Genomic DNA, 19,480 nt, shown 5'->3' with positions numbered 1-19,480 from the left:
GCGATTTACTCGGAGCCGGCCGCAGCCTTCAGTTCGACGCCGAACACGAAACGGTCGTCCAGTACAGCCTCTCCCTCCGCAAGAATCGCGCCGGAAGCATCGACCGCACGCACTTTGTAACGTCCCGGCGGCAGGCCGTCGACGCGGAAATAACCGAACTGGCTGCTCTGTGCCTTGCCACGCGATTGTCCTTCGGCATCGACCACTTCGATGGTGTGGTCGGCCAGAGGCTTGCCGCTGGTGTCCGTCACCTTGCCCGCCAGGCCAAGCCGCAATTCCAGGCCGAAGTCGACGCGCGTAAGGCTCCCCGCACGCACCTCCACGCGGCGCGGCGGCTGGTGCACGGCCAGTTCAATCGGAAGGCCTTCATTGTCGAGCTCGACGCGATAGACGCCGGGGGCAAGATCGGCGACATGGAAATGACCGCCCGGCTCGGTGCGAATCCGTACATGGCCGTCGACCAGGATGGGAATTCCCGCAAGGTCGAGGTCGCTACGAACCCCCTCGGGCTTTTCCACGACGCCCGAAATGCCGCCCTCGCGCGCCTGTGTCGCCGACAAGGTACCGCGCGCGAGGCCGGCCCCCGTGACGGCAAAATCGGCCACCAGCGACACGCCGACGACGGTGCCGTCGCCTTCGCGCAACGGATCACGTAGCACCTGCGCACGGGCACTGAGTCCCGGGCGGATTTCCAGGCTGACTTCGCCCAGGTAACCCGTGCCGCCCTTGCTACGCAGGATGCCGGCGGCCCAGGCGAGATGCGCCGGCCCGCCGCGGTACTGGTTGAACGTGGCGTTCAGTCGATTGCCCAGGCGCGAGTCATGCTGCGCGCTCACGTTGAGTCGCGAGTTGCTGCTGATGTCCTGATCGAGCGCCAATTGACCAAGATCGCCATAACGTGACGCGGAGAGTCGCGTACCGCGGCGTACATACCACTGTGCGTCAAACGCGTAGCGGCCGTCGTATTCGGGGCGGGCAGATAACTGCAGCTGGCGGATCGGACGCCAGGACGCTGCCGGTTTCGTGTAGCGGATGTCGCGCTCGAACTGGCCGCGCGCGTCGGCGTGAATCAGCGAGACGCGCAGTGTGCTGCCGAAGTTGCGGCCGACTTCGACGCGGCGGTTCTCGGTTTCCTCCGCGTTTTCGTTCTGGTAGCCGGCATCGTAGGAAAGCCAGTTGGCGCGCCAGTACCATTCGCCGCGCCGTCCGTCGCCCAGAATCTGCCGCGCACCCGCGCCGCGATCGTTCTGGCCGGCGTACACGGCCCAGGTGCCGACCGGCCCCAGATTCATCGCAGTGCCCACGCTGCTCTGCACATGGCCGTCCAGCGACTGCACCACGCCCTCGGCAGTGATGCGGTTGGAGAGGCCGCCGCGGAATTGATAGAACGCCGCATTGCCATGCCCCTGGCGATTGGCGTCCAGCACGAAGCCATTCACGCCGGCACCGGCGAAATGAACCGTTGTGCCCTTCGGCAGCTGCAGATTGCCGGCCTGGGAGTAGGTTTCGTCTACCCGCAGCGGCGTGCCGGTTTCGCCGAAGGCATAGACAGCCACTTCGATCGGAATGGCATCGCCCGGCGAGGCGGGGACATCCCGGAATTCGTAGCGTCCGTCCAGGCGGATCGTCTGGCGTGCCAGCACCTGCCCGCCGAAGCGCAGCTCGGCAGTACCGCCTGGCGGGCCATTGCCGCGGATCACGCTGGTGGGGCGCGCCTGATACGGCACCAGCTGGCCATCACCGGACACCGACGAGGCGTAGGCGATATCCGGCCGATTGCTGTAGGAGTACTGCACGCCCGAAAGGTCGAACGAGGCGAGCAGGGGATGCAACCCGATGCGCTCCTGGCCGACAAGGAACCGCGACGGACCGCGATCGACCACCCACGACAGGGCCTGGAAATCCAGATCACGACTGGCGCCGACCACGCCATGACTCAGGTCGGCGCGCCAGTAGCCCGGGCCCAGCGCGCCGGCGAAGCGATGATTGGCCGAAGCAAACACCTCTCCGTCCGAATGCGTGGTCAACAGCTCGCTGCGCCAGCGCGACAGGCTGGCGCGTGGCGCGTGAATATCCACCGGTTCGTCGGAAGCGGTGCGCGCCGGCAGATCGGCGGTGGCGCCCGGCTTCCAGGGGAGGTTTATCTTGAGCGCGAATTCGGATTCTTCGAACGCCACTTCCGCCGCCAGCGCCTTGGACAGGATGACCGTGTCGACGAACAGGACGTCTTTGTCGGTACGCAGCGCGTCGGCGGGAATTGGCGCATCGCCGATCGGCGTGGCGAGGGTGACGCTGCCGTCACCTTCGCGCGTGATGTCGATCGCCGCCAGCTGGGCGAACGCATCCAGCGCGACGAAGTCGCGACCGTCGGGTTCGCGCCAGAACGCCAGGCTGTTGCTCATCTCCCGCCCGTTGAGCTTGGGCACGACCAGCAACACCTGCTTCTGCGACGGGGGCGGCACCGCCGCCGAGAAAAGAATACTCGGGGCCGGCCAGGGCGCCATGGATCATGCCTGAGCCCGCTGCGACACAGAGTGCAGCTCCCAGTACGGCGGCGAGGGATGGCTGGCCGCGCAGCACCATCGCTACTTCGGCGTTTCGGTGACGACAAACTCGACCGAACGATCCAGCGGGCTTTCGCCCAGTTTGCCGTTCAGGTCGGCGACGTACCGGCCTGGTTTGAGTTTGAGGGCGCCGAATCCTGCCTGGATCACATGCGTGTCACCGGGGAGGATGGGAGAGGCGGGAATCGTATCCAGGTGCAGTTCGCCAGGAGCCAGCGGCGGCGTCTTCATGCTCGCCAGGCCCGGGACGAGTTCGGTCTTGGCCACACCCGGAAACCTGGCGGCTTCCCAGATGCTCACCTGGCCGTCGAAACGCACGTTTGCGCTGCCGACGTTTTTCACTTTCAGGCGTACGCCGTTGGCGTCGGCGTCGACGGAGACGATCTCGCCGCGCCGCGTCGCTTCACCGACCTGTACATACAGCGCGGAGCGGAACTGGAAACGCGCGCGCATGTTGGCGTTTTCTTCGGCCGTGACGATTTCGTCAAAAATGAACATGACGCGGTGTTCGCCCGTGGACATCGGCGTGGCCGGCCGCACGCTGAAACGCACAGCCTGCGATGACTTCGCCTTCACCTCGAACTCCACGGGATTGACGACGACCCATTGGTCCAGCGTGGTCGGGCCCGGTTCCAGCAGTTGAGGCTGGTTATTACCGTCGGCTTTCCACGGCACCAGCGAAACGCGAACCTTCTTGGGTTCGGTGGTGTAGTTGAAGATGCGGAAGGTCTGGGTCTTGCCAGCGTCTTCCTGGCTGAGGTCGTAGTAGGCGGGGCTGATGCCGACCTGGGCCGCTGCGCTTCCGGCGAGCAGGAGCAGAAGCAGCAATAGGAGTGTGCGCACTCAATAACCCTCGATTCGGATGACCAGGCGTCCCCGATAGTGTGCCGCGTTGGTCAGTGCCGCGGTGGGAATTTCCAGAACAATTCCACCTTCCAGCGCCATTTCGTTCGGCCCCGTCGCAACCGCGCGCGGCGACATCTCCGTCACGGCGACAGGAACCTTCAATTGGGAACCGTCATCGGCGGTCAGTACGCCGGGACTGCCATCAATACCTTCGATCTCGACTTTCACCCGCTCCTGGCGCATTGCGCCACCGGGCGTCGACATGCGCCAAAGGCCGCGCAAGGGACGGCGGATGACAGTGGGAAGCGGCGGCGGATTGAGTTGACCACGGCCGACGATGGCTGATCCGTCGAAATCGCCCGTGATCGCGCCGGTCGGCTGGGGCTGTGCCGCGTTGCCGATCAATTCCTGTACGGTGATCGGCTCCAGGTGAACGACTTGCTGTGGGACAGTCAGGATGGTCGGGCCGTGATTCACGGCACCGATGGCGCCTGACAACGGCATCCCCTGCGGAGATGCCGTCGCCAGTCCGATAGCCAGTGCGGTGGCAGAAAGTGCCAACATGGCTGCGTCCGTCTCGTCCCGTCTCGTTGATCGATCAGGTGTTGGTGACGGTCAGCGTGAAGTTGACGTCGGTATTGGAACCCGCCGTCGTGCTGTACATGCCCAGCTGCGTGGCGCTGGTCAGGTTCAGGCTCATGCGGACGTCGCCCGAGCGGGCGTTCACCAGGCCCGGATCCGGGAACTGGATCGAGCTGGCCGGGCCGGCTGCGCCGGATTGAACCTGGAAGCCGGAAAGACCGATCGAGGTGCCCGCCGTCGGGCCCGCGAGCGTCGTGCCTGCGCCACCCGCGACAGCCACTGTCGTATTTGCACCACCGCCGACCGCGCGCACGGCCCACACATTCTGCAGGACCAGCGGCAGCGAAGCGGCGTTGAAGCCCAGTGCGGGCGGCGAGATGTTGAAGTTGGCGACCAGTTCCGTCGGCGACACGGCCGGCGTCGGAACAGCGGTGACCGCGGCGGCGGCCGGGCCCTGGCTACAGGAGACATCACCCGAGCCCGAGCAGCCGGCCAGCGAGCCGACGACGTCGGTCAGGTTGATGTTCACATCGACCGCCGAGTAGTAGTACAGGATCGTCACGCCGCCCTGAAGGTTGATGTCGACGTCGACATTACCCGTGGCCTGCGCGAAGACGGAAGAAGGAAACGCGCCGGCGGCCGCCAGAGTCAGGGCGGAAACGGCGAGAAGGCGGCGAGTGCGGGAAGAACGGAACGTGCTCACTTGGAATCCCCTTGAACGGTTGGTTACGGAACGTGCTGCTTCGGAGGCAGGCGCCGAGGTAAAAGCACGCGACGTGCCGGAGTGAGGAATTCATCACGGTTCGTAACAATTGTTGAAGGATCAACCGTCTTTCGCGGGCACGTTTGGCACGGCCGGGTAGGGGGAAACCTTACGCTGGTGTTTTCCCTTTCAAGTCGGTAATCTCCGCGCCCCCGCCACAGTCACCCTGTGCCGTCGAATTCGCCGATGCGGATCAAGCATTGACATTCGACCTCGAGGTAACGAAAATGCCGGGCTCCGTGCTGGAGGGATACCCAAGCGGCCAACGGGGGCAGACTGTAAATCTGCTGGCTTACGCCTTCGGTGGTTCGAATCCACCTCCCTCCACCAGTACTGGTTCCGTGTATTTCGGAGTTAGTATGCGGGAGTAGTTCAATGGTAGAACCTCAGCCTTCCAAGCTGATTGTGCGGGTTCGATTCCCGTCTCCCGCTCCATTGAAGCAGTTCCGCAGTATTTAGTTGCACGCTCACGTAGCTCAGTCGGTAGAGCACTTCCTTGGTAAGGAAGAGGTCGATGGTTCGATTCCATTCGTGAGCACCATCTACGAGTTGCCAGAACGTTTTGAACTCGTCCACCTCCTTTGATTTCTCGAGGTTTTGCAGGCATGGCCAAGGGTAAATTCGAGCGCACCAAGCCGCACGTGAACGTCGGCACGATTGGTCACGTGGACCATGGCAAGACGACGCTGACGGCGGCGCTGACCAAGATTGGCGCAGAGCGTTTTGGCGGCGAGTTCAAGGCGTACGACCAGATCGACGCGGCGCCGGAAGAAAAGGCGCGCGGAATCACGATCTCGACGGCGCACGTGGAATACGAATCGCCGAACCGTCACTACGCGCACGTTGACTGCCCGGGCCATGCCGACTACGTGAAGAACATGATCACGGGTGCGGCGCAGATGGACGGCGCGATCCTGGTGTGCTCGGCGGCTGACGGTCCGATGCCGCAGACGCGTGAACACATCCTGCTGGCGCGCCAGGTCGGCGTGCCGTACATCGTGGTCTTCCTGAACAAGGCGGACATGGTGGACGACGCGGAACTGCTGGAACTGGTCGAGATGGAAGTTCGCGACCTGCTGAGCAAGTACGAATTCCCGGGTGACGACACCCCGATCATCAAGGGTTCGGCGCTCAAGGCGCTGGAAGGTGATCAGAGCGACATCGGCGTGCCGGCGATCATCAAGCTGGTGGAAGCGCTGGACAGCTACATTCCGGAGCCGGTGCGCGTGCTGGACAAGCCGTTCCTGATGCCGGTGGAAGACGTGTTCTCGATCTCGGGTCGCGGCACGGTGGTGACGGGTCGCGTCGAGCGCGGCGTCATCAAGGTCGGCGAAGAAATCGAAATCGTGGGTATCCGTCCGACGGTGAAGACGACGGTGACGGGCGTTGAAATGTTCCGCAAGCTGCTGGATCAGGGCCAGGCGGGCGACAACGTGGGTCTGCTGCTGCGCGGCACGAAGCGTGACGAAGTGGAGCGCGGCCAGGTGCTGTGCAAGCCGGGTTCGATCAACCCGCACACGAAGTTCGAAGCGGAAGTGTACGTGCTGTCGAAGGAAGAGGGTGGTCGTCATACCCCGTTCTTCAAGGGTTACCGCCCGCAGTTCTACTTCCGTACGACGGACGTGACGGGCAACGTCGAGCTGCCGGAAGGCGTCGAGATGGTGATGCCGGGCGACAACATCAAGATGGTTGTCACCCTGATCGCGCCGATCGCGATGGAAGAAGGTCTGCGCTTCGCGATCCGCGAAGGTGGCCGCACCGTCGGCGCCGGCGTCGTCGCCAAGATCTTCGCCTGATCACGAAGACACTTGAGGTACGACGGTGAGTCCCCATGAAGGGAGCTCGTCGGTAAAAGTCTGGCGCTGGCGGCCTTGGCCGCCATCGCCGTTTAGAAATACCGGGTTTTACGCGGTACGCCAGTAGCTCAATTGGCAGAGCAGCGGTCTCCAAAACCGCAGGTTGGGGGTTCGAGTCCCTCCTGGCGTGCCATTCTGCAGTTTCGGCTTTGCTCAAGCGCGGATGCGCCGATGCGGGGGCCGCTACGGCCGCTAGGATATGAACGCGAAAGTCGAATCAGCTTCCTCCGGCTCGAATGCCGGCGATATTGCCAAGCTCGCGATTGCTGCCATTCTCCTGGTGGGCGGCATCGTGGGCTTCTACTATTTCTCCGAGGCCGCGAAAATCGTTCGCGTCCTGGGTCTGCTGGCCGCCCTGGCTGCCGGCGTCTTCGTCACCCTGCAGACCGCGCTGGGTCGCTCGCTCCGCCATTACCTGGCCGAGTCGCACATCCAGCTGCGCAAGGTGGTGTGGCCGACCTACGACGAGACCATCCGACTGACCGGCGTCATCGCCGTCGTGGTCGTGATTCTCAGTATCATTCTTGGCCTGATCGATCTGCTGCTGAAGGTAGTGGTGCTCGACTGGCTGCTGAAGCTCTGAGCGGAGTAGACATGGCCAAGCGTTGGTACGTGGTTCACGCCTATTCGGGCTTTGAACATCAGGTGGCCCGGGCGCTCAAAGAGCGCGTGGCGCGGGCCGGCATGCAGGACAAATTCGGCGAAGTTCTCGTTCCGACCGAAGAAGTGATCGAAATGCGCGGCGGCCAGAAGCGTCGCAGCGAGCGCAAGTTCTTCCCGGGCTACGTCCTGGTTCAGATCGAAACGGACACCGAGAACAAGGCACCGAAGATCGACGACGAATCCTGGCATCTGGTCAAGGAAACGTCCAAGGTGATGGGCTTTATCGGTGGTACGGCGGATCGCCCGCTGCCGATCAAGGACTCGGAAGCCGATGCCATCCTGCGTCGTGTCCAGGAAGGCGTCGAAAAACCCAAGCCGAAGGTGCTGTTCGAACCGGGCGAAATGGTCCGTGTCACCGAGGGCCCCTTCAACGACTTCAACGGCGTGGTCGAGGAAGTCAACTACGAAAAGAGCCGCCTGCGCGTGGCGGTACTGATTTTCGGGCGTTCCACCCCGGTCGAGCTCGAGTTCGGCCAGGTCGAGAAAGCCTGATCGCTGGGACGGCAATGGGCGCGATGGTCGCGTCCCGTGTCGTCCTTGCCTGTTACGGGGAGCCTGACATCAGGCGATAGCACCCGAGGAGCACATCAATGGCAAAGAAAGTTGTTGGCTACATCAAGCTGCAGGTGAAGGCCGGCCAGGCCAACCCGTCGCCGCCGGTCGGTCCGGCGCTCGGTCAGCGTGGTCTGAACATCATGGAATTCTGCAAGGCGTTCAATGCCGCCACGCAGAAGCTGGAACCGGGCCTGCCGATTCCGGTCGTGATCACGGCCTACTCGGACCGTTCGTTCACCTTCATCACCAAGACCCCGCCGGCCTCGATCCTTCTCAAGAAGGCTGCCGGCATCCAGTCGGGCTCCAAGCGTCCGAACACCGAGAAGGTTGGCAAGGTCACCCGCAAGCAGCTCGAAGAGATTGCTACGACCAAGATGCCGGACCTCACCGCCGCTGATCTCGAAGCCGCCGTTCGTACGATCGCCGGCAGCGCGCGCAGCATGGGCCTGAACACGGAGATCTAAGGTCATGGCAAAGATCAGCAAGCGTTTCAAAGCACTCCAGGGTCTGGTTGAGCCGGGCAAGGCCTACGCGGTCGACACCGCTCTCAAGATCCTGAAGGACAACTCCAAGGTCAAGTTCGTCGAGTCCGTCGACGTGGCCGTCCGTCTGGGCATCGATGCCAAGAAGTCGGACCAGGGCGTCCGTGGTTCCAGCCTGCTGCCGCACGGCACCGGCAAGACCATCCGCGTGGCCGTGTTCTGCCCGGCCGGCGAGAAGGCCGAAGCCGCCAAGGCGGCCGGTGCCGATGCCGTCGGTATGGACGATCTGGCCGAGCGCATGCAGGCCGGTGAGCTGAACTTCGGTCGCGTGATCGCGACACCGGACGCCATGCGCGTCGTTGGTAAGCTCGGTCAGCTGCTCGGCCCGCGTGGCCTGATGCCGAACCCGAAGGACGGTTCGGTCACGGCTGACGTCGCCACGGCGGTCAAGAACGCCAAGGCGGGTCAGGTCAAGTTCCGTAACGACAAGGCCGGCATCATCCACGCGACGATCGGCAAGGCCAACTTCGCTCCGGAAGCCCTGAAGGACAACCTCAACGCGCTGCTCGCCGACCTGGTCAAGGCCAAGCCGGCCACCGCCAAGGGCCAGTACCTGCAGAAGGTGTCACTGTCGACCACGATGGGCCTCGGCGTCATCGTCGACCAGTCGACACTGGGCGTGAAGCTGTAAGGATTCAACCCCGCGGCCTCCGGGCCGCGGTGGCGTCTTCGGACGCCGACACTTTTGAGGGCGCCCGGCCTCGCCGGGAGCCGTCAAAGACCGCAGGCGGTCACAATGATCGATCGGGGAGAGCACGGAAGCGCTGCAATGCGACGGAAGCTCCCGGTGACATCACCAAGACCTTAAATCCCCAGCCTGCGCAGATGGTGTAGCCCGTATCAGGATTTACCTGGAACGGCCACCAAAGCGGTACCGCAAGGTACCAGCGAGTCTTTAGGGACAGTGGACTCGCCTCGCTTATGGATGCAGGAAGTGCAGGAGTGCTTCCGGTCCGGTTCGGAGAACGCAATGGCGCTCAATCTTGCGCAAAAGAAAGAGGTCGTTGCCGAACTGGCGAATGTGGCTTCCTCGGCTTATTCCCTGGTCGCCGCCGAATACGCGGGTCTTACCGTTGCCCAGCTCACCGAGCTGCGCAAGAAGGCGCGTCAGTCTGGTGTGTATCTCAAAGTAGCGAAGAACACGCTGGTCGCGCGCGCAGTGGAAGGTACCGAATACGAGTGCGTCAAGGACTCGTTGACCGGCCCTCTGCTGTACGCCTTCTCGAAGGAAGATCCCGGCGCTGCCGGCCGTCTGATCAAGGATTTCGCCAAGGGTGCGGACAAGCTGAAACCTGCGTTGGTCGCCATTGGCGGCAAGGCATACCCGGGCTCGCACGTTGACGTGCTGGCTTCGCTGCCGACCCGCGAACAGGCGCTCAGCATGTTCCTCAGCGTGCTCGTCCAGCCTGCCACCATGCTCGTCCGCCTGCTTTCGGAACCCGCGTCGCAGATCGCGCGCGTTACCAAGGCAGCTGGTGAGACGAAGGCGGCCTGAGCCACACGCCAGCCGGTCACGAAATTCACACCTTAGCCGTAATTTCCAGGAGTTAACACAATGTCTCTCAGCAACGAGCAGATCATCGAAGCGATCGCCGGCAAGACCCTCATCGAAGTGATGGAGCTGGTCAAGGCGATGGAAGAAAAGTTTGGCGTTTCCGCCGCTGCCCCGGTCGCTGCTGCCGCTCCGGCCGCTGCCGCTGCCGCCCCGGCCGAAGAAAAGACCGAATTCACCGTCGTCCTGAAGTCGGCCGGCGAGAAGAAGGTCGAAGTGATCAAGGCCATCCGCGCCATCACCGGCCTGGGCCTGAAGGAAGCCAAGGACCTCGTCGAATCCGCTCCGGCCACCGTCAAGGACGCCGTCAGCAAGGACGATTCGGCCAAGTTCAAGAAGGAACTGGAAGCCGCTGGCGCCACCGTCGAGATCAAGTAAGCGACGCATTGCGTCGCCTGCTAGACCAGGCAAGTCGGAAGCCTGGGGGCGTAAGCCCCCGGGCTTTCACTGTTGTTCGCATGGACTGCGACTATCGGCAAACAGTGACGTGCACCCGCTGACACTCTTTCCCGATATCCGTTTTCCCTTCCACGCCGTTGCGTTTGCAGCGGCGGCTTTAACGACCCGAGGCGGTACCCGACCATGACCTACTCGTTCACCCAAAAGAAGCGTATCCGCAAGGATTTCGGCAAGCGCCCCGCGGTGCTTGACGTTCCTTTCCTGCTGGCGATCCAGGTGGATTCCTACCGGGAATTCCTGCAGCTGGAGTCCGGCGGTATCACGGCGCGCGAAGACAAAGGCCTGCATGCCGCGCTGAAGTCGGTGTTCCCGATCGTCAGCTATTCCGGCAACGCGGCGCTCGAGTACGTCAGCTATCGCCTCGGTGAACCTCCGTTCGACGAGCGCGAGTGCCGCCAGCGCGGCATGAGCTACGGCGCGCCGCTGCGCGTGACCGTGCGCCTGGTGATCTACGATCGCGAGAGCCCGGCCAGCAACAAGGCCATCAAGTACGTGAAGGAACAGGAAGTCTACATGGGCGAACTGCCGCTCATGACCGAGACCGGTACCTTCATCGTCAACGGCACCGAGCGTGTCATCGTCTCGCAGCTGCACCGTTCTCCCGGCGTGTTCTTCGATCACGACCGCGGCAAGACGCACAGCTCGGGCAAGCTGCTGTTCTCGGCGCGCGTCATTCCGTACCGTGGTTCCTGGCTCGACTTCGAGTTCGATCCGAAGGACGCGCTGTTCACCCGTATCGACCGTCGCCGCAAGCTGCCGGTGACGGTGCTGCTGCGTGCGCTTGGCTACAGCAACGCCGAGATGCTCGATCTGTTCTTCGAAAAGAACGTCTTCAACCTGGGCAAGCAGGGCGGCGCCGAGCTCGAGCTGGTGGCCGAACGCCTGCGCGGTGAGACGCTGAACTTCGATCTGCGCGTCGGCGAGAAGGTCGTCGTCGAGGCGGGCAAGCGTATTACCGCCCGTCACGTGCGTGAGCTGCAGAAGGAAAAGATCGAATCGCTGGAAGTGCCGGACGACTACCTGCTCGGTCGCATCCTGGCGCACGACGTCATCGACACCAAGACGGGCGAACTGCTCGCGCTGGCCAATGACGAACTCAACGAAACCTCGCTGGAGAAGTTCCGCAAGGGCGGCGTCGACAAGATCGCCACTCTGTGGGTGAACGATCTCGATCGTGGTCCGTACATCTCGACCACGCTGCGCATCGACTCGACCAAGACCCCGCTCGAAGCGCTGGTCGAAATCTACCGCATGATGCGTCCGGGCGAGCCGCCGACCAAGGAAGCGGCGCAGAACCTCTTCTACAACCTGTTCTTCACGTTCGAGCGCTACGACCTCGATCGCGTCGGTCGCATGAAGTTCAACCGCCGGGTCGGCCGCAAGGACGACGTCGGTCCGGGCATCCTGTACGACCACAAGTACCTGTCCGAGCGCAATGACGACGAGTCCAAGCGCCTGGTCAAGGAACTGGGCCAGACCTCCGACATCCTCGACGTCATTCGTACCCTTTGCGAAATCCGCAACGGTCGCGGCGTCGTGGACGATATCGACCACCTGGGCAACCGTCGCGTGCGTTCGGTCGGCGAAATGGCCGAGAACGTCTTCCGCATCGGCCTGGTGCGCGTCGAGCGCGCGGTGAAGGAGCGCCTGTCCCTGGCCGAATCCGAGGGCCTGACCCCGCAGGAACTGATCAACGCCAAGCCTGTCGCGGCCGCGATCAAGGAGTTCTTCGGCTCCTCGCAGCTGTCGCAGTTCATGGACCAGAACAACCCGCTGTCGGAAGTCACGCACAAGCGTCGTGTGTCCGCCCTCGGCCCGGGTGGTCTGACCCGCGAGCGTGCCGGCTTCGAAGTCCGAGACGTTCACCCGACCCACTACGGCCGCGTCTGCACGATCGAAACGCCGGAAGGTCCGAACATCGGCCTGATCAACTCGCTCGCCGTATACGCGCGCACCAATGACTACGGCTTCCTCGAGACGCCGTACCGCCGCGTGACCGACGGCAAGATCACCACCGAAGTCGATTACCTGTCGGCAATCGGCGAAGGTGAGTTCGTCATCGCGCAGGCCAACTCGCCGATGACCGAAGACCGTCGCTTCGTCGACGAATACGTCGCCTGCCGCTTCCGCGGCGAATCGGAATTACGCCTTGCCAGCGACGTCCACTACATGGACGTCTCGCCGATGCAGACCGTGTCGGTCGCTGCGGCGCTCGTGCCGTTCCTGGAGCACGACGACGCGAACCGCGCGCTCATGGGCGCCAACATGCAACGCCAGGCCGTCCCGACGCTGCGTGCCGAGAAGCCGCTGGTCGGCACCGGCATCGAGCGTGCCGTGGCGCGTGACTCGGGCGTGCTCGTGCTCGCCCGTCGCGGCGGCATCATCGACCAGGTCGATGCGGGCCGTATCGTCGTGCGTGCGCACGAAGAGGAAGTCGACGACAACGACGCTGGCGTCGATATCTACACGCTGACCAAGTACACGCGTTCGAACCAGAACACGTGTATGAATCAGCGCCCGCTGGTGAAGGTGGGTGACGTCGTCGCCAAGGGCGATGCCCTGGCCGACGGTCCGTCGACCGACATCGGCGAGCTGGCTCTCGGCCAGAACATGCTGGTCGCGTTCATGCCGTGGAACGGCTACAACTTCGAAGACTCGATCCTCATCTCCGAGCGCGTCGTCGAGGAAGACCGCTACACCACGATCCATATCGAAGAGCTCACCTGCGTCGCGCGCGACACCAAGCTCGGTCCGGAAGAAATCACGGCTGACATCCCGAACGTCGGCGAACAGGCGCTGTCGCGCCTGGACGAAAGCGGCGTCGTGTACATCGGCGCGGAAGTGAAGGCCGGAGACATCCTGGTCGGTAAGGTCACGCCGAAGGGTGAGTCGCAGCTGACTCCGGAAGAAAAGCTCCTCCGTGCGATCTTCGGCGAGAAGGCCTCGGACGTGAAGGACAGCTCGCTGCGCGTGCCCCCGGGCATGGACGGCACTGTCATCGACGTGCAGGTCTTCACGCGTGATGGTATCGAGAAGGACAAGCGCGCCCGCCAGATCGAGGAAATGGAAGTCAAGCGCGTCAAGAAGGACTTTGACGACCAGTTCCGTATCCTGGAAAGCGCCATCTATGCGCGTCTGCGTTCGGCCCTGGTCGGCAAGGTGGCCAACCACGGCCCGAACAATCTCAAGAAGGGTTCGGAGCTCACCAACGAATACCTCGATGAGCTGAAGAAGGACGAGTGGTTCAAGATCGGCGTGAAGGACGACGACGCGGCTGACTTCCTCGAGCGTGCCGCGGAGCAGATCCGTCGTCACCGCGAAGAGTTCGACCGTCGCTTCAAGGAGAAGCAGGGCAAGATCACCCAGGGCGACGATCTCGCTCCGGGCGTGCTCAAGATGGTCAAGGTCTACCTGGCCGTGAAGCGCCGCATCCAGCCGGGCGACAAGATGGCCGGTCGCCACGGTAACAAGGGTGTCGTGTCGATGATCGTGCCGGTCGAGGACATGCCGTTCTCTGCCGACGGCCGTCCGGTCGACATCGTGCTGAACCCGCTGGGCGTGCCGTCGCGTATGAACATCGGCCAGATTCTCGAAGTTCACCTCGGGTGGGCGGCGAAGGGTCTTGGCCACAAGATCGAGGCGATGATCGCGGCCAACGAGAAGGCATCGGAACTGCGCAAGTTCCTGGACCAGATCTACAACCACGACAAGGAGGCCTTCGGTGGCGAGCGCGTCAAGTTGAAGGAATTCAACGACGACGAATTGCTGGCGATGGCCAAGAACCTGACCAAGGGCGTGCCGATGGCGACGCCGGTCTTCGACGGCGCGTTCGAAGAAGAAATCAAGCACATGCTGCAGCTCGCGGGGCTGCCGTCGTCGGGTCAGACGATCCTGATCGACGGCCGTACAGGCGAAGCCTTCGACCGTCCGGTCACCGTCGGCTACATGCACATGCTGAAGCTGAACCACCTGGTCGACGACAAGATGCACGCGCGTTCCACCGGTCCGTACTCGCTCGTCACGCAGCAGCCGCTGGGCGGCAAGGCCCAGTTCGGTGGCCAGCGCTTCGGTGAAATGGAAGTGTGGGCGCTGGAAGCCTACGGCGCGGCGTACACGCTGCAGGAAATGCTGACGGTCAAGTCCGACGACGTGCCGGGCCGCAACCAGATGTACAAGAACATCGTCGACGGCAACCACGAGATGGTTGCGGGCATGCCGGAATCCTTCAACGTGCTCGTGAAGGAAATCCGCTCGCTCGCCATCAACATCGAGCTGGAAGAGTCGAAGTAAGCGGCCGGATTGAGGAGATTACGAGATGAAAGACTTGCTCAACCTGTTCAACCAGCAGCGACAGACGCTGGACTTCGACTCGATCCGCATCGGCCTGGCGTCGCCGGACCTGATCCGTTCCTGGTCGTTCGGCGAAGTGAAGAAGCCGGAAACGATCAACTACCGTACCTTCAAGCCCGAGCGTGACGGCCTGTTCTGCGCCGCCATCTTCGGACCGATCAAGGACTACGAGTGCCTCTGCGGCAAGTACAAGCGCATGAAGCACCGCGGCGTGGTCTGCGAAAAGTGCGGCACGGAAGTGACGCTGGCCAAGGTGCGCCGCGAGCGCATGGGCCACATCGAGCTGGCTTCGCCGACGGCGCACATCTGGTTCCTCAAGTCGCTGCCCTCGCGCATCGGCCTGATGCTCGACATGACGCTGCGCGATATCGAGCGCATCCTGTACTTCGAAGCCTATGTGGTGGTCGAGCCGGGCCTGACCGCGCTCGAGCGCGGCCAGCTGCTGACCGAAGAGCAGTACCTGCAGTCGGTGGAAGAGCACGGCGACGAGTTCGACGCCCGCATGGGTGCCGAGGCCGTCTATGAGCTGCTCAAGTCCATCGACCTGAACCAGGAACTGGTCAAGCTGCGCGAAGAGATCGCCTCGACCAACTCCGAAACCAAGCTCAAGCGCCTGTCCAAGCGCATCAAGCTGGTCGAGAGCTTCATCGAGTCCGGCAACCGCCCGGAGTGGATGGTCATGACCGTCCTGCCGGTGCTGCCGCCGGACCTGCGTCCGCTCGTCCCGCTGGACGGCGGCCGCTTCGCGACCTCCGACCTGAACGATCTGTACCGCCGCGTCATCAACCGTAACAACCGCCTCAAGCGCCTGCTCGAGCTCAATGCGCCGGACATCATCGTGCGCAACGAAAAGCGCATGTTGCAGGAATCGGTTGACGCGCTGATGGACAACGGCCGCCGTGGCCGCGCCATCACCGGCACCAACAAGCGCCCGCTCAAGTCGCTTGCCGACATGATCAAGGGCAAGCAGGGCCGTTTCCGCCAGAACCTGCTCGGCAAGCGCGTCGACTACTCCGGCCGTTCGGTGATCGTGGTCGGCCCGACGCTCAAGCTGCACCAGTGCGGCCTGCCGAAGAAGATGGCGCTTGAACTGTTCAAGCCGTTCATCTTCTCCAAGCTGCAGCGTCGTGGCCTGGCCACGACCATCAAGGCTGCCAAGAAGCTGGTCGAGCGTGAAGAAGCCCAGGTGTGGGACATCCTCGAAGAGGTGATCCGCGAACACCCGGTCATGCTCAATCGTGCGCCGACGCTGCACCGTCTGGGCATCCAGGCGTTCGAGCCGGTGCTGATCGAAGGCAAGGCCATCCAGCTGCATCCGCTGGTCTGTACCGCGTTCAACGCCGACTTCGACGGCGACCAGATGGCCGTGCACGTGCCGCTCTCGCTGGAAGCCCAGCTGGAAGCGCGCGCCCTGATGATGTCGACCAACAACATCCTGTCGCCCGCCAACGGTGATCCCATCATCGTGCCGACGCAGGACGTGGTGCTGGGTCTGTACTACATGACCCGCGAGCTGGTGAACGCGAAAGGCGAGGGCATGATCTTCGCCAACGTCGCCGAAGTTCACCGCGCCTACCAGAACCGTGCAGTCGACCTGCACGCCAAGGTCAAGGTGCGCCTGAAGCTCATCGACCTCAACGACGAGACTGGCGAAAAGACCGAGCGCGTGGCTGTCGTCGACACGACGGTCGGCCGCGCCCTGCTGCACGAGATCATCCCGGCTGGCCTGCCGTTCACCCTGGTGAACACCGAGCTGACCAAGAAAGCGATCTCGCGCCTGATCAACGCCTGCTACCGCAAGCTGGGTCTGAAGGACACGGTCGTGTTCGCTGACCAGCTGATGTACACCGGCTTCCACTACGCCACGCGCGCGGGTATCTCGATCGGCATCGACGATATGAAGATCCCGGGCGAGAAGAAGGCCATCCTGGAAGTCGCCGAGAAGGAAGTCGTCGAGATCCAGGAACAGTTCCAGTCGGGTCTGGTGACCGCCGGCGAGCGCTACAACAAGGTCGTCGACATCTGGTCGCGTACCAACGAGCAGGTCGCCCAGGCGATGATGCGCGGCATCGGCTTCGAGAAGGTGACCAACGCCAAGGGCGAGGTCGTCGAGCAGAAGTCGATGAACTCCATTTACATCATGGCCGACTCCGGCGCGCGTGGTAGCGCGGCCCAGATCCGTCAGCTGGCCGGTATGCGCGGCCTGATGGCCAAGCCGGACGGCTCGATCATCGAAACGCCCATCAAGGCGAACTTCCGCGAAGGCCTGGACGTCCTGCAGTACTTCATCTCGACCCACGGCGCCCGTAAGGGTCTGGCGGATACGGCGCTGAAGACAGCGAACTCCGGTTACCTGACCCGTCGTCTGGTCGACGTGGCCCAGGACATGGTTGTCACGACCATGGACTGCGAGACCTACAACGGCCTGACCATGACCGCCATCGTCGAAGGCGGCGACGTCGTGGAACCGCTGCGCGATCGCGTGCTGGGTCGCGTCGTGGCCGAAGACGTCTATGCGCCGGGCAACGACGACGAGCCGATTGTGACCCGCAACACCCTGCTCGACGAAGCCCTGGTCGACAAGATGGACCAGGCCGGCGTGCAGTCGATCAAGGTCCGTTCGCCGATCACCTGCGACACCCGCTTCGGCGTGTGCGCGCTGTGCTACGGCCGCGACCTGGCCCGCGGTCACCTGGTCAACCAGGGCGAAGCGGTGGGTGTCATCGCCGCCCAGTCGATCGGTGAGCCGGGTACCCAGCTGACGATGCGTACGTTCCACATCGGTGGTGCGGCGTCCCGAGCGGCTGCGGTCGACAACGTGCAGGTCAAGACGACCGGCGCGTTGCGCTTCAACAACCTCAAGACGGTGGAACACGCCCAGGGTCACCTGGTCGCGGTCTCCCGTTCGGGTGAAGTCTCGGTGCTCGATACGCACGGCCGTGAGCGCGAGCGCTACAAGGTTCCGTACGGTGCGACCATCTCGGTCAAGGACGGCGCGCCGGTCAAGGCTGGCCAGGTTGTCGCGAACTGGGATCCGCACACCCATCCGATCGTCTCGGAAGTGGCCGGTGTGCTGCGCTTCATCGACTTCGTCGACGGCGTCACCGTGCAGGCGCAGACCGACGAGCTGACGGGCCTGGAAAGCGCCGTGGTGACCGATCCGAAGCGCCGCGGTACGTCGGCCAAGGATCTGCGCCCGACGGTGCGCATTGAAGATCGCAAGGGCAAGGAACTGAAGCTGCCGGGTACGGATATTCCGGCCCAGTACTTCCTCCCGGCCGGCGCGATCGTGTCGCTGCAGGACGGTGCCGAAGTGGGCGTGGGTGACGTCGTCGCCCGTATCCCACAGGAAACCTCCAAGACCCGCGACATTACCGGTGGTCTGCCGCGCGTTGCCGACCTGTTCGAAGCCCGCAAGCCGAAGGAACCGGCCATCCTGGCCGAACGCTCCGGTATCGTCAGCTTCGGCAAGGACACCAAGGGCAAGCAGCGTCTGATCATCAAGGATGTCGACGGCAACGAGCACGAGGAACTGATTCCCAAGTGGCGTCACGTCATCGTGTTCGAAGGCGAACACGTGGAGAAGGGCGAAACCGTCGTCGACGGCGAACCCAATCCGCATGACATCCTGCGTTTGCTGGGTGTCGAGCCGCTCGCCGCCTACCTGGTGAAGGAAATCCAGGACGTGTACCGTCTGCAGGGCGTGCGCATCAACGACAAGCACATCGAGACGATCATTCGCCAGATGCTGCGCAAGGTCGAGATCACGGTCGCCGGCGATACCCGTTTCCTGCGCGGCGAACAGGTGGACCGTGTCCGCGTGGTGGAAGAAAACCGCCGCGCCGATGCCCGTAATGAACTGTCTGCCCAGTACGATCCCGTCCTGCTCGGCATCACCAAGGCGTCGCTGGCCACCGAATCCTTCATTTCGGCGGCTTCGTTCCAGGAGACCACCCGCGTCCTCACCGAGGCGGCGGTCCGCGGAACCCGCGATACCTTGCGGGGCCTGAAGGAGAATGTTATCGTCGGCCGTCTCATCCCGGCAGGTACAGGCTTGGCCTACCACAGCACCCGTCGCCGTCTGGCGTCCGGTGGCTTGTCGGATTCGGATATCGAAACCCTGCGGGGTGGTGTAACCGAATTCGTTGCCGACTCTGCCGACGACAACGGCTGAAATTCGCGTGCCCCTGGCGGCGCGCAACCCGACATCGAAAAGAGACACAGGATGTGTCTCGTGTTCGAGGACATGGACGTGGAGGCGGGGGTGTCTTAGTTGACGCCCCTGTCAACCGCTTGTTAAACTCTTGCGTCTTGGCAGGCCGAGTTGTGTCGGCCTGTCTTTTGTTTCTTAAGGCATCCACGAATGGCGACTATCAACCAGCTGGTGCGTAAACCGCGTAGCCCGAAGACCTATAAGAGCGCGTCTCCGGCGCTGCAGAGCTGCCCGCAGCGTCGCGGCGTCTGCACCCGTGTGTACACGACCACCCCGAAGAAGCCGAACTCGGCCCTGCGCAAGGTGGCCAAGGTTCGTCTGACCAACGGCTACGAGGTCATCAGCTACATCGGTGGCGAAGGCCACAATCTTCAGGAGCACTCGGTGGTCCTGATCCGCGGCGGCCGTGTGAAAGACCTGCCGGGCGTGCGCTACCACACGGTGCGCGGTTCGCTCGATGCCGCCGGCGTCGCGAAGCGTCGCCAGGGTCGCTCGAAGTACGGCGCCAAGCGCCCGAAGTCCTGATAAGGAAGGC

General features: G+C 63.3%; 14 protein-coding genes and 4 tRNA genes. 14 read left to right on the top strand and 4 right to left on the bottom strand.

What is annotated here, in order from left to right; genetic code table 11:
* Positions 1-5: 5 nt before the first annotated feature.
* From N4264_RS22120 to N4264_RS22105, 4 genes are all read right to left on the bottom strand, one after another.
* Complete coding sequence (locus tag N4264_RS22120) at positions 6-2,504, bottom strand: carboxypeptidase regulatory-like domain-containing protein (RefSeq protein ID WP_261694376.1); 2,499 nt, start codon at positions 2,502-2,504, stop codon at positions 6-8.
* Positions 2,505-2,585: 81 nt separating this feature from the next.
* The gene (locus N4264_RS22115; protein ID WP_261694375.1) at positions 2,586-3,407 is read right to left on the bottom strand and encodes a fimbrial biogenesis chaperone; all 822 of its coding nucleotides are present in this window, start codon (positions 3,405-3,407) and stop codon (positions 2,586-2,588) included.
* Positions 3,408-3,974, bottom strand: a complete 567-nt coding sequence (locus tag N4264_RS22110) for a hypothetical protein (protein ID WP_261694374.1) — start codon at positions 3,972-3,974, stop codon at positions 3,408-3,410. It lies immediately after the preceding gene.
* Positions 3,975-4,008: 34 nt separating this feature from the next.
* Entirely contained in the window at positions 4,009-4,695 is a 687-nt protein-coding gene (locus N4264_RS22105; protein WP_261694373.1) for a hypothetical protein, read from the bottom strand.
* A gap of 304 nt (positions 4,696-4,999) precedes the next feature.
* On the opposite strand from N4264_RS22105, the gene N4264_RS22100 reads away from it, so the two are divergent.
* From N4264_RS22100 to rpsL, 14 genes are all read left to right on the top strand, one after another.
* Positions 5,000-5,085, top strand: a tRNA-Tyr gene (locus tag N4264_RS22100).
* A 31-nt stretch (positions 5,086-5,116) separates the two neighbouring features.
* Positions 5,117-5,190, top strand: a tRNA-Gly gene (locus tag N4264_RS22095).
* A gap of 30 nt (positions 5,191-5,220) precedes the next feature.
* Positions 5,221-5,296 (top strand) — tRNA-Thr (locus N4264_RS22090).
* A gap of 64 nt (positions 5,297-5,360) precedes the next feature.
* A complete protein-coding gene (gene tuf, locus N4264_RS22085; RefSeq protein ID WP_261694362.1) occupies positions 5,361-6,551 on the top strand; it encodes an elongation factor Tu in 1,191 nt (396 codons plus the stop codon).
* Positions 6,552-6,668: 117 nt separating this feature from the next.
* A tRNA-Trp gene (locus N4264_RS22080) sits at positions 6,669-6,744 on the top strand.
* A gap of 66 nt (positions 6,745-6,810) precedes the next feature.
* On the top strand, positions 6,811-7,194 hold the full coding sequence (gene secE / locus N4264_RS22075; protein ID WP_261694372.1) for a preprotein translocase subunit SecE: 384 nt from the start codon (positions 6,811-6,813) through the stop codon (positions 7,192-7,194).
* 11 nt (positions 7,195-7,205) lie between these two features.
* Positions 7,206-7,766 (top strand): transcription termination/antitermination protein NusG, encoded by a 561-nt coding sequence (nusG, locus tag N4264_RS22070; RefSeq protein ID WP_261694371.1) that lies wholly within the window; start codon positions 7,206-7,208, stop codon positions 7,764-7,766.
* Positions 7,767-7,864: 98 nt separating this feature from the next.
* Positions 7,865-8,293, top strand: coding sequence for a 50S ribosomal protein L11 (gene rplK, locus N4264_RS22065; protein ID WP_255916829.1), 429 nt, complete (start codon positions 7,865-7,867; stop codon positions 8,291-8,293).
* Positions 8,294-8,297: 4 nt separating this feature from the next.
* A complete protein-coding gene (gene rplA, locus N4264_RS22060; protein WP_261694370.1) occupies positions 8,298-9,002 on the top strand; it encodes a 50S ribosomal protein L1 in 705 nt (234 codons plus the stop codon).
* A 339-nt stretch (positions 9,003-9,341) separates the two neighbouring features.
* Positions 9,342-9,866 (top strand): 50S ribosomal protein L10, encoded by a 525-nt coding sequence (gene rplJ, locus N4264_RS22055; protein ID WP_261694369.1) that lies wholly within the window; start codon positions 9,342-9,344, stop codon positions 9,864-9,866.
* Positions 9,867-9,926: 60 nt separating this feature from the next.
* The gene (gene rplL / locus N4264_RS22050) at positions 9,927-10,301 is read left to right on the top strand and encodes a 50S ribosomal protein L7/L12 (RefSeq protein ID WP_261694368.1); all 375 of its coding nucleotides are present in this window, start codon (positions 9,927-9,929) and stop codon (positions 10,299-10,301) included.
* Positions 10,302-10,505: 204 nt separating this feature from the next.
* Complete coding sequence (rpoB, locus tag N4264_RS22045; RefSeq protein ID WP_261694367.1) at positions 10,506-14,672, top strand: DNA-directed RNA polymerase subunit beta; 4,167 nt, start codon at positions 10,506-10,508, stop codon at positions 14,670-14,672.
* A gap of 25 nt (positions 14,673-14,697) precedes the next feature.
* Entirely contained in the window at positions 14,698-18,906 is a 4,209-nt protein-coding gene (gene rpoC / locus N4264_RS22040) for a DNA-directed RNA polymerase subunit beta' (protein WP_261694366.1), read from the top strand.
* A 189-nt stretch (positions 18,907-19,095) separates the two neighbouring features.
* Positions 19,096-19,470 (top strand): 30S ribosomal protein S12, encoded by a 375-nt coding sequence (gene rpsL / locus N4264_RS22035; RefSeq protein WP_261694365.1) that lies wholly within the window; start codon positions 19,096-19,098, stop codon positions 19,468-19,470.
* Positions 19,471-19,480: the final 10 nt, after the last annotated feature.

The sequence above is a fragment of the Tahibacter amnicola genome, assembly GCF_025398735.1.
GTDB lineage: Bacteria > Pseudomonadota > Gammaproteobacteria > Xanthomonadales > Rhodanobacteraceae > Tahibacter > Tahibacter amnicola.
The sequence above is the reverse complement of the archived record's forward strand: the minus strand, read 5'-3'. Positions and strand labels throughout refer to the sequence as shown.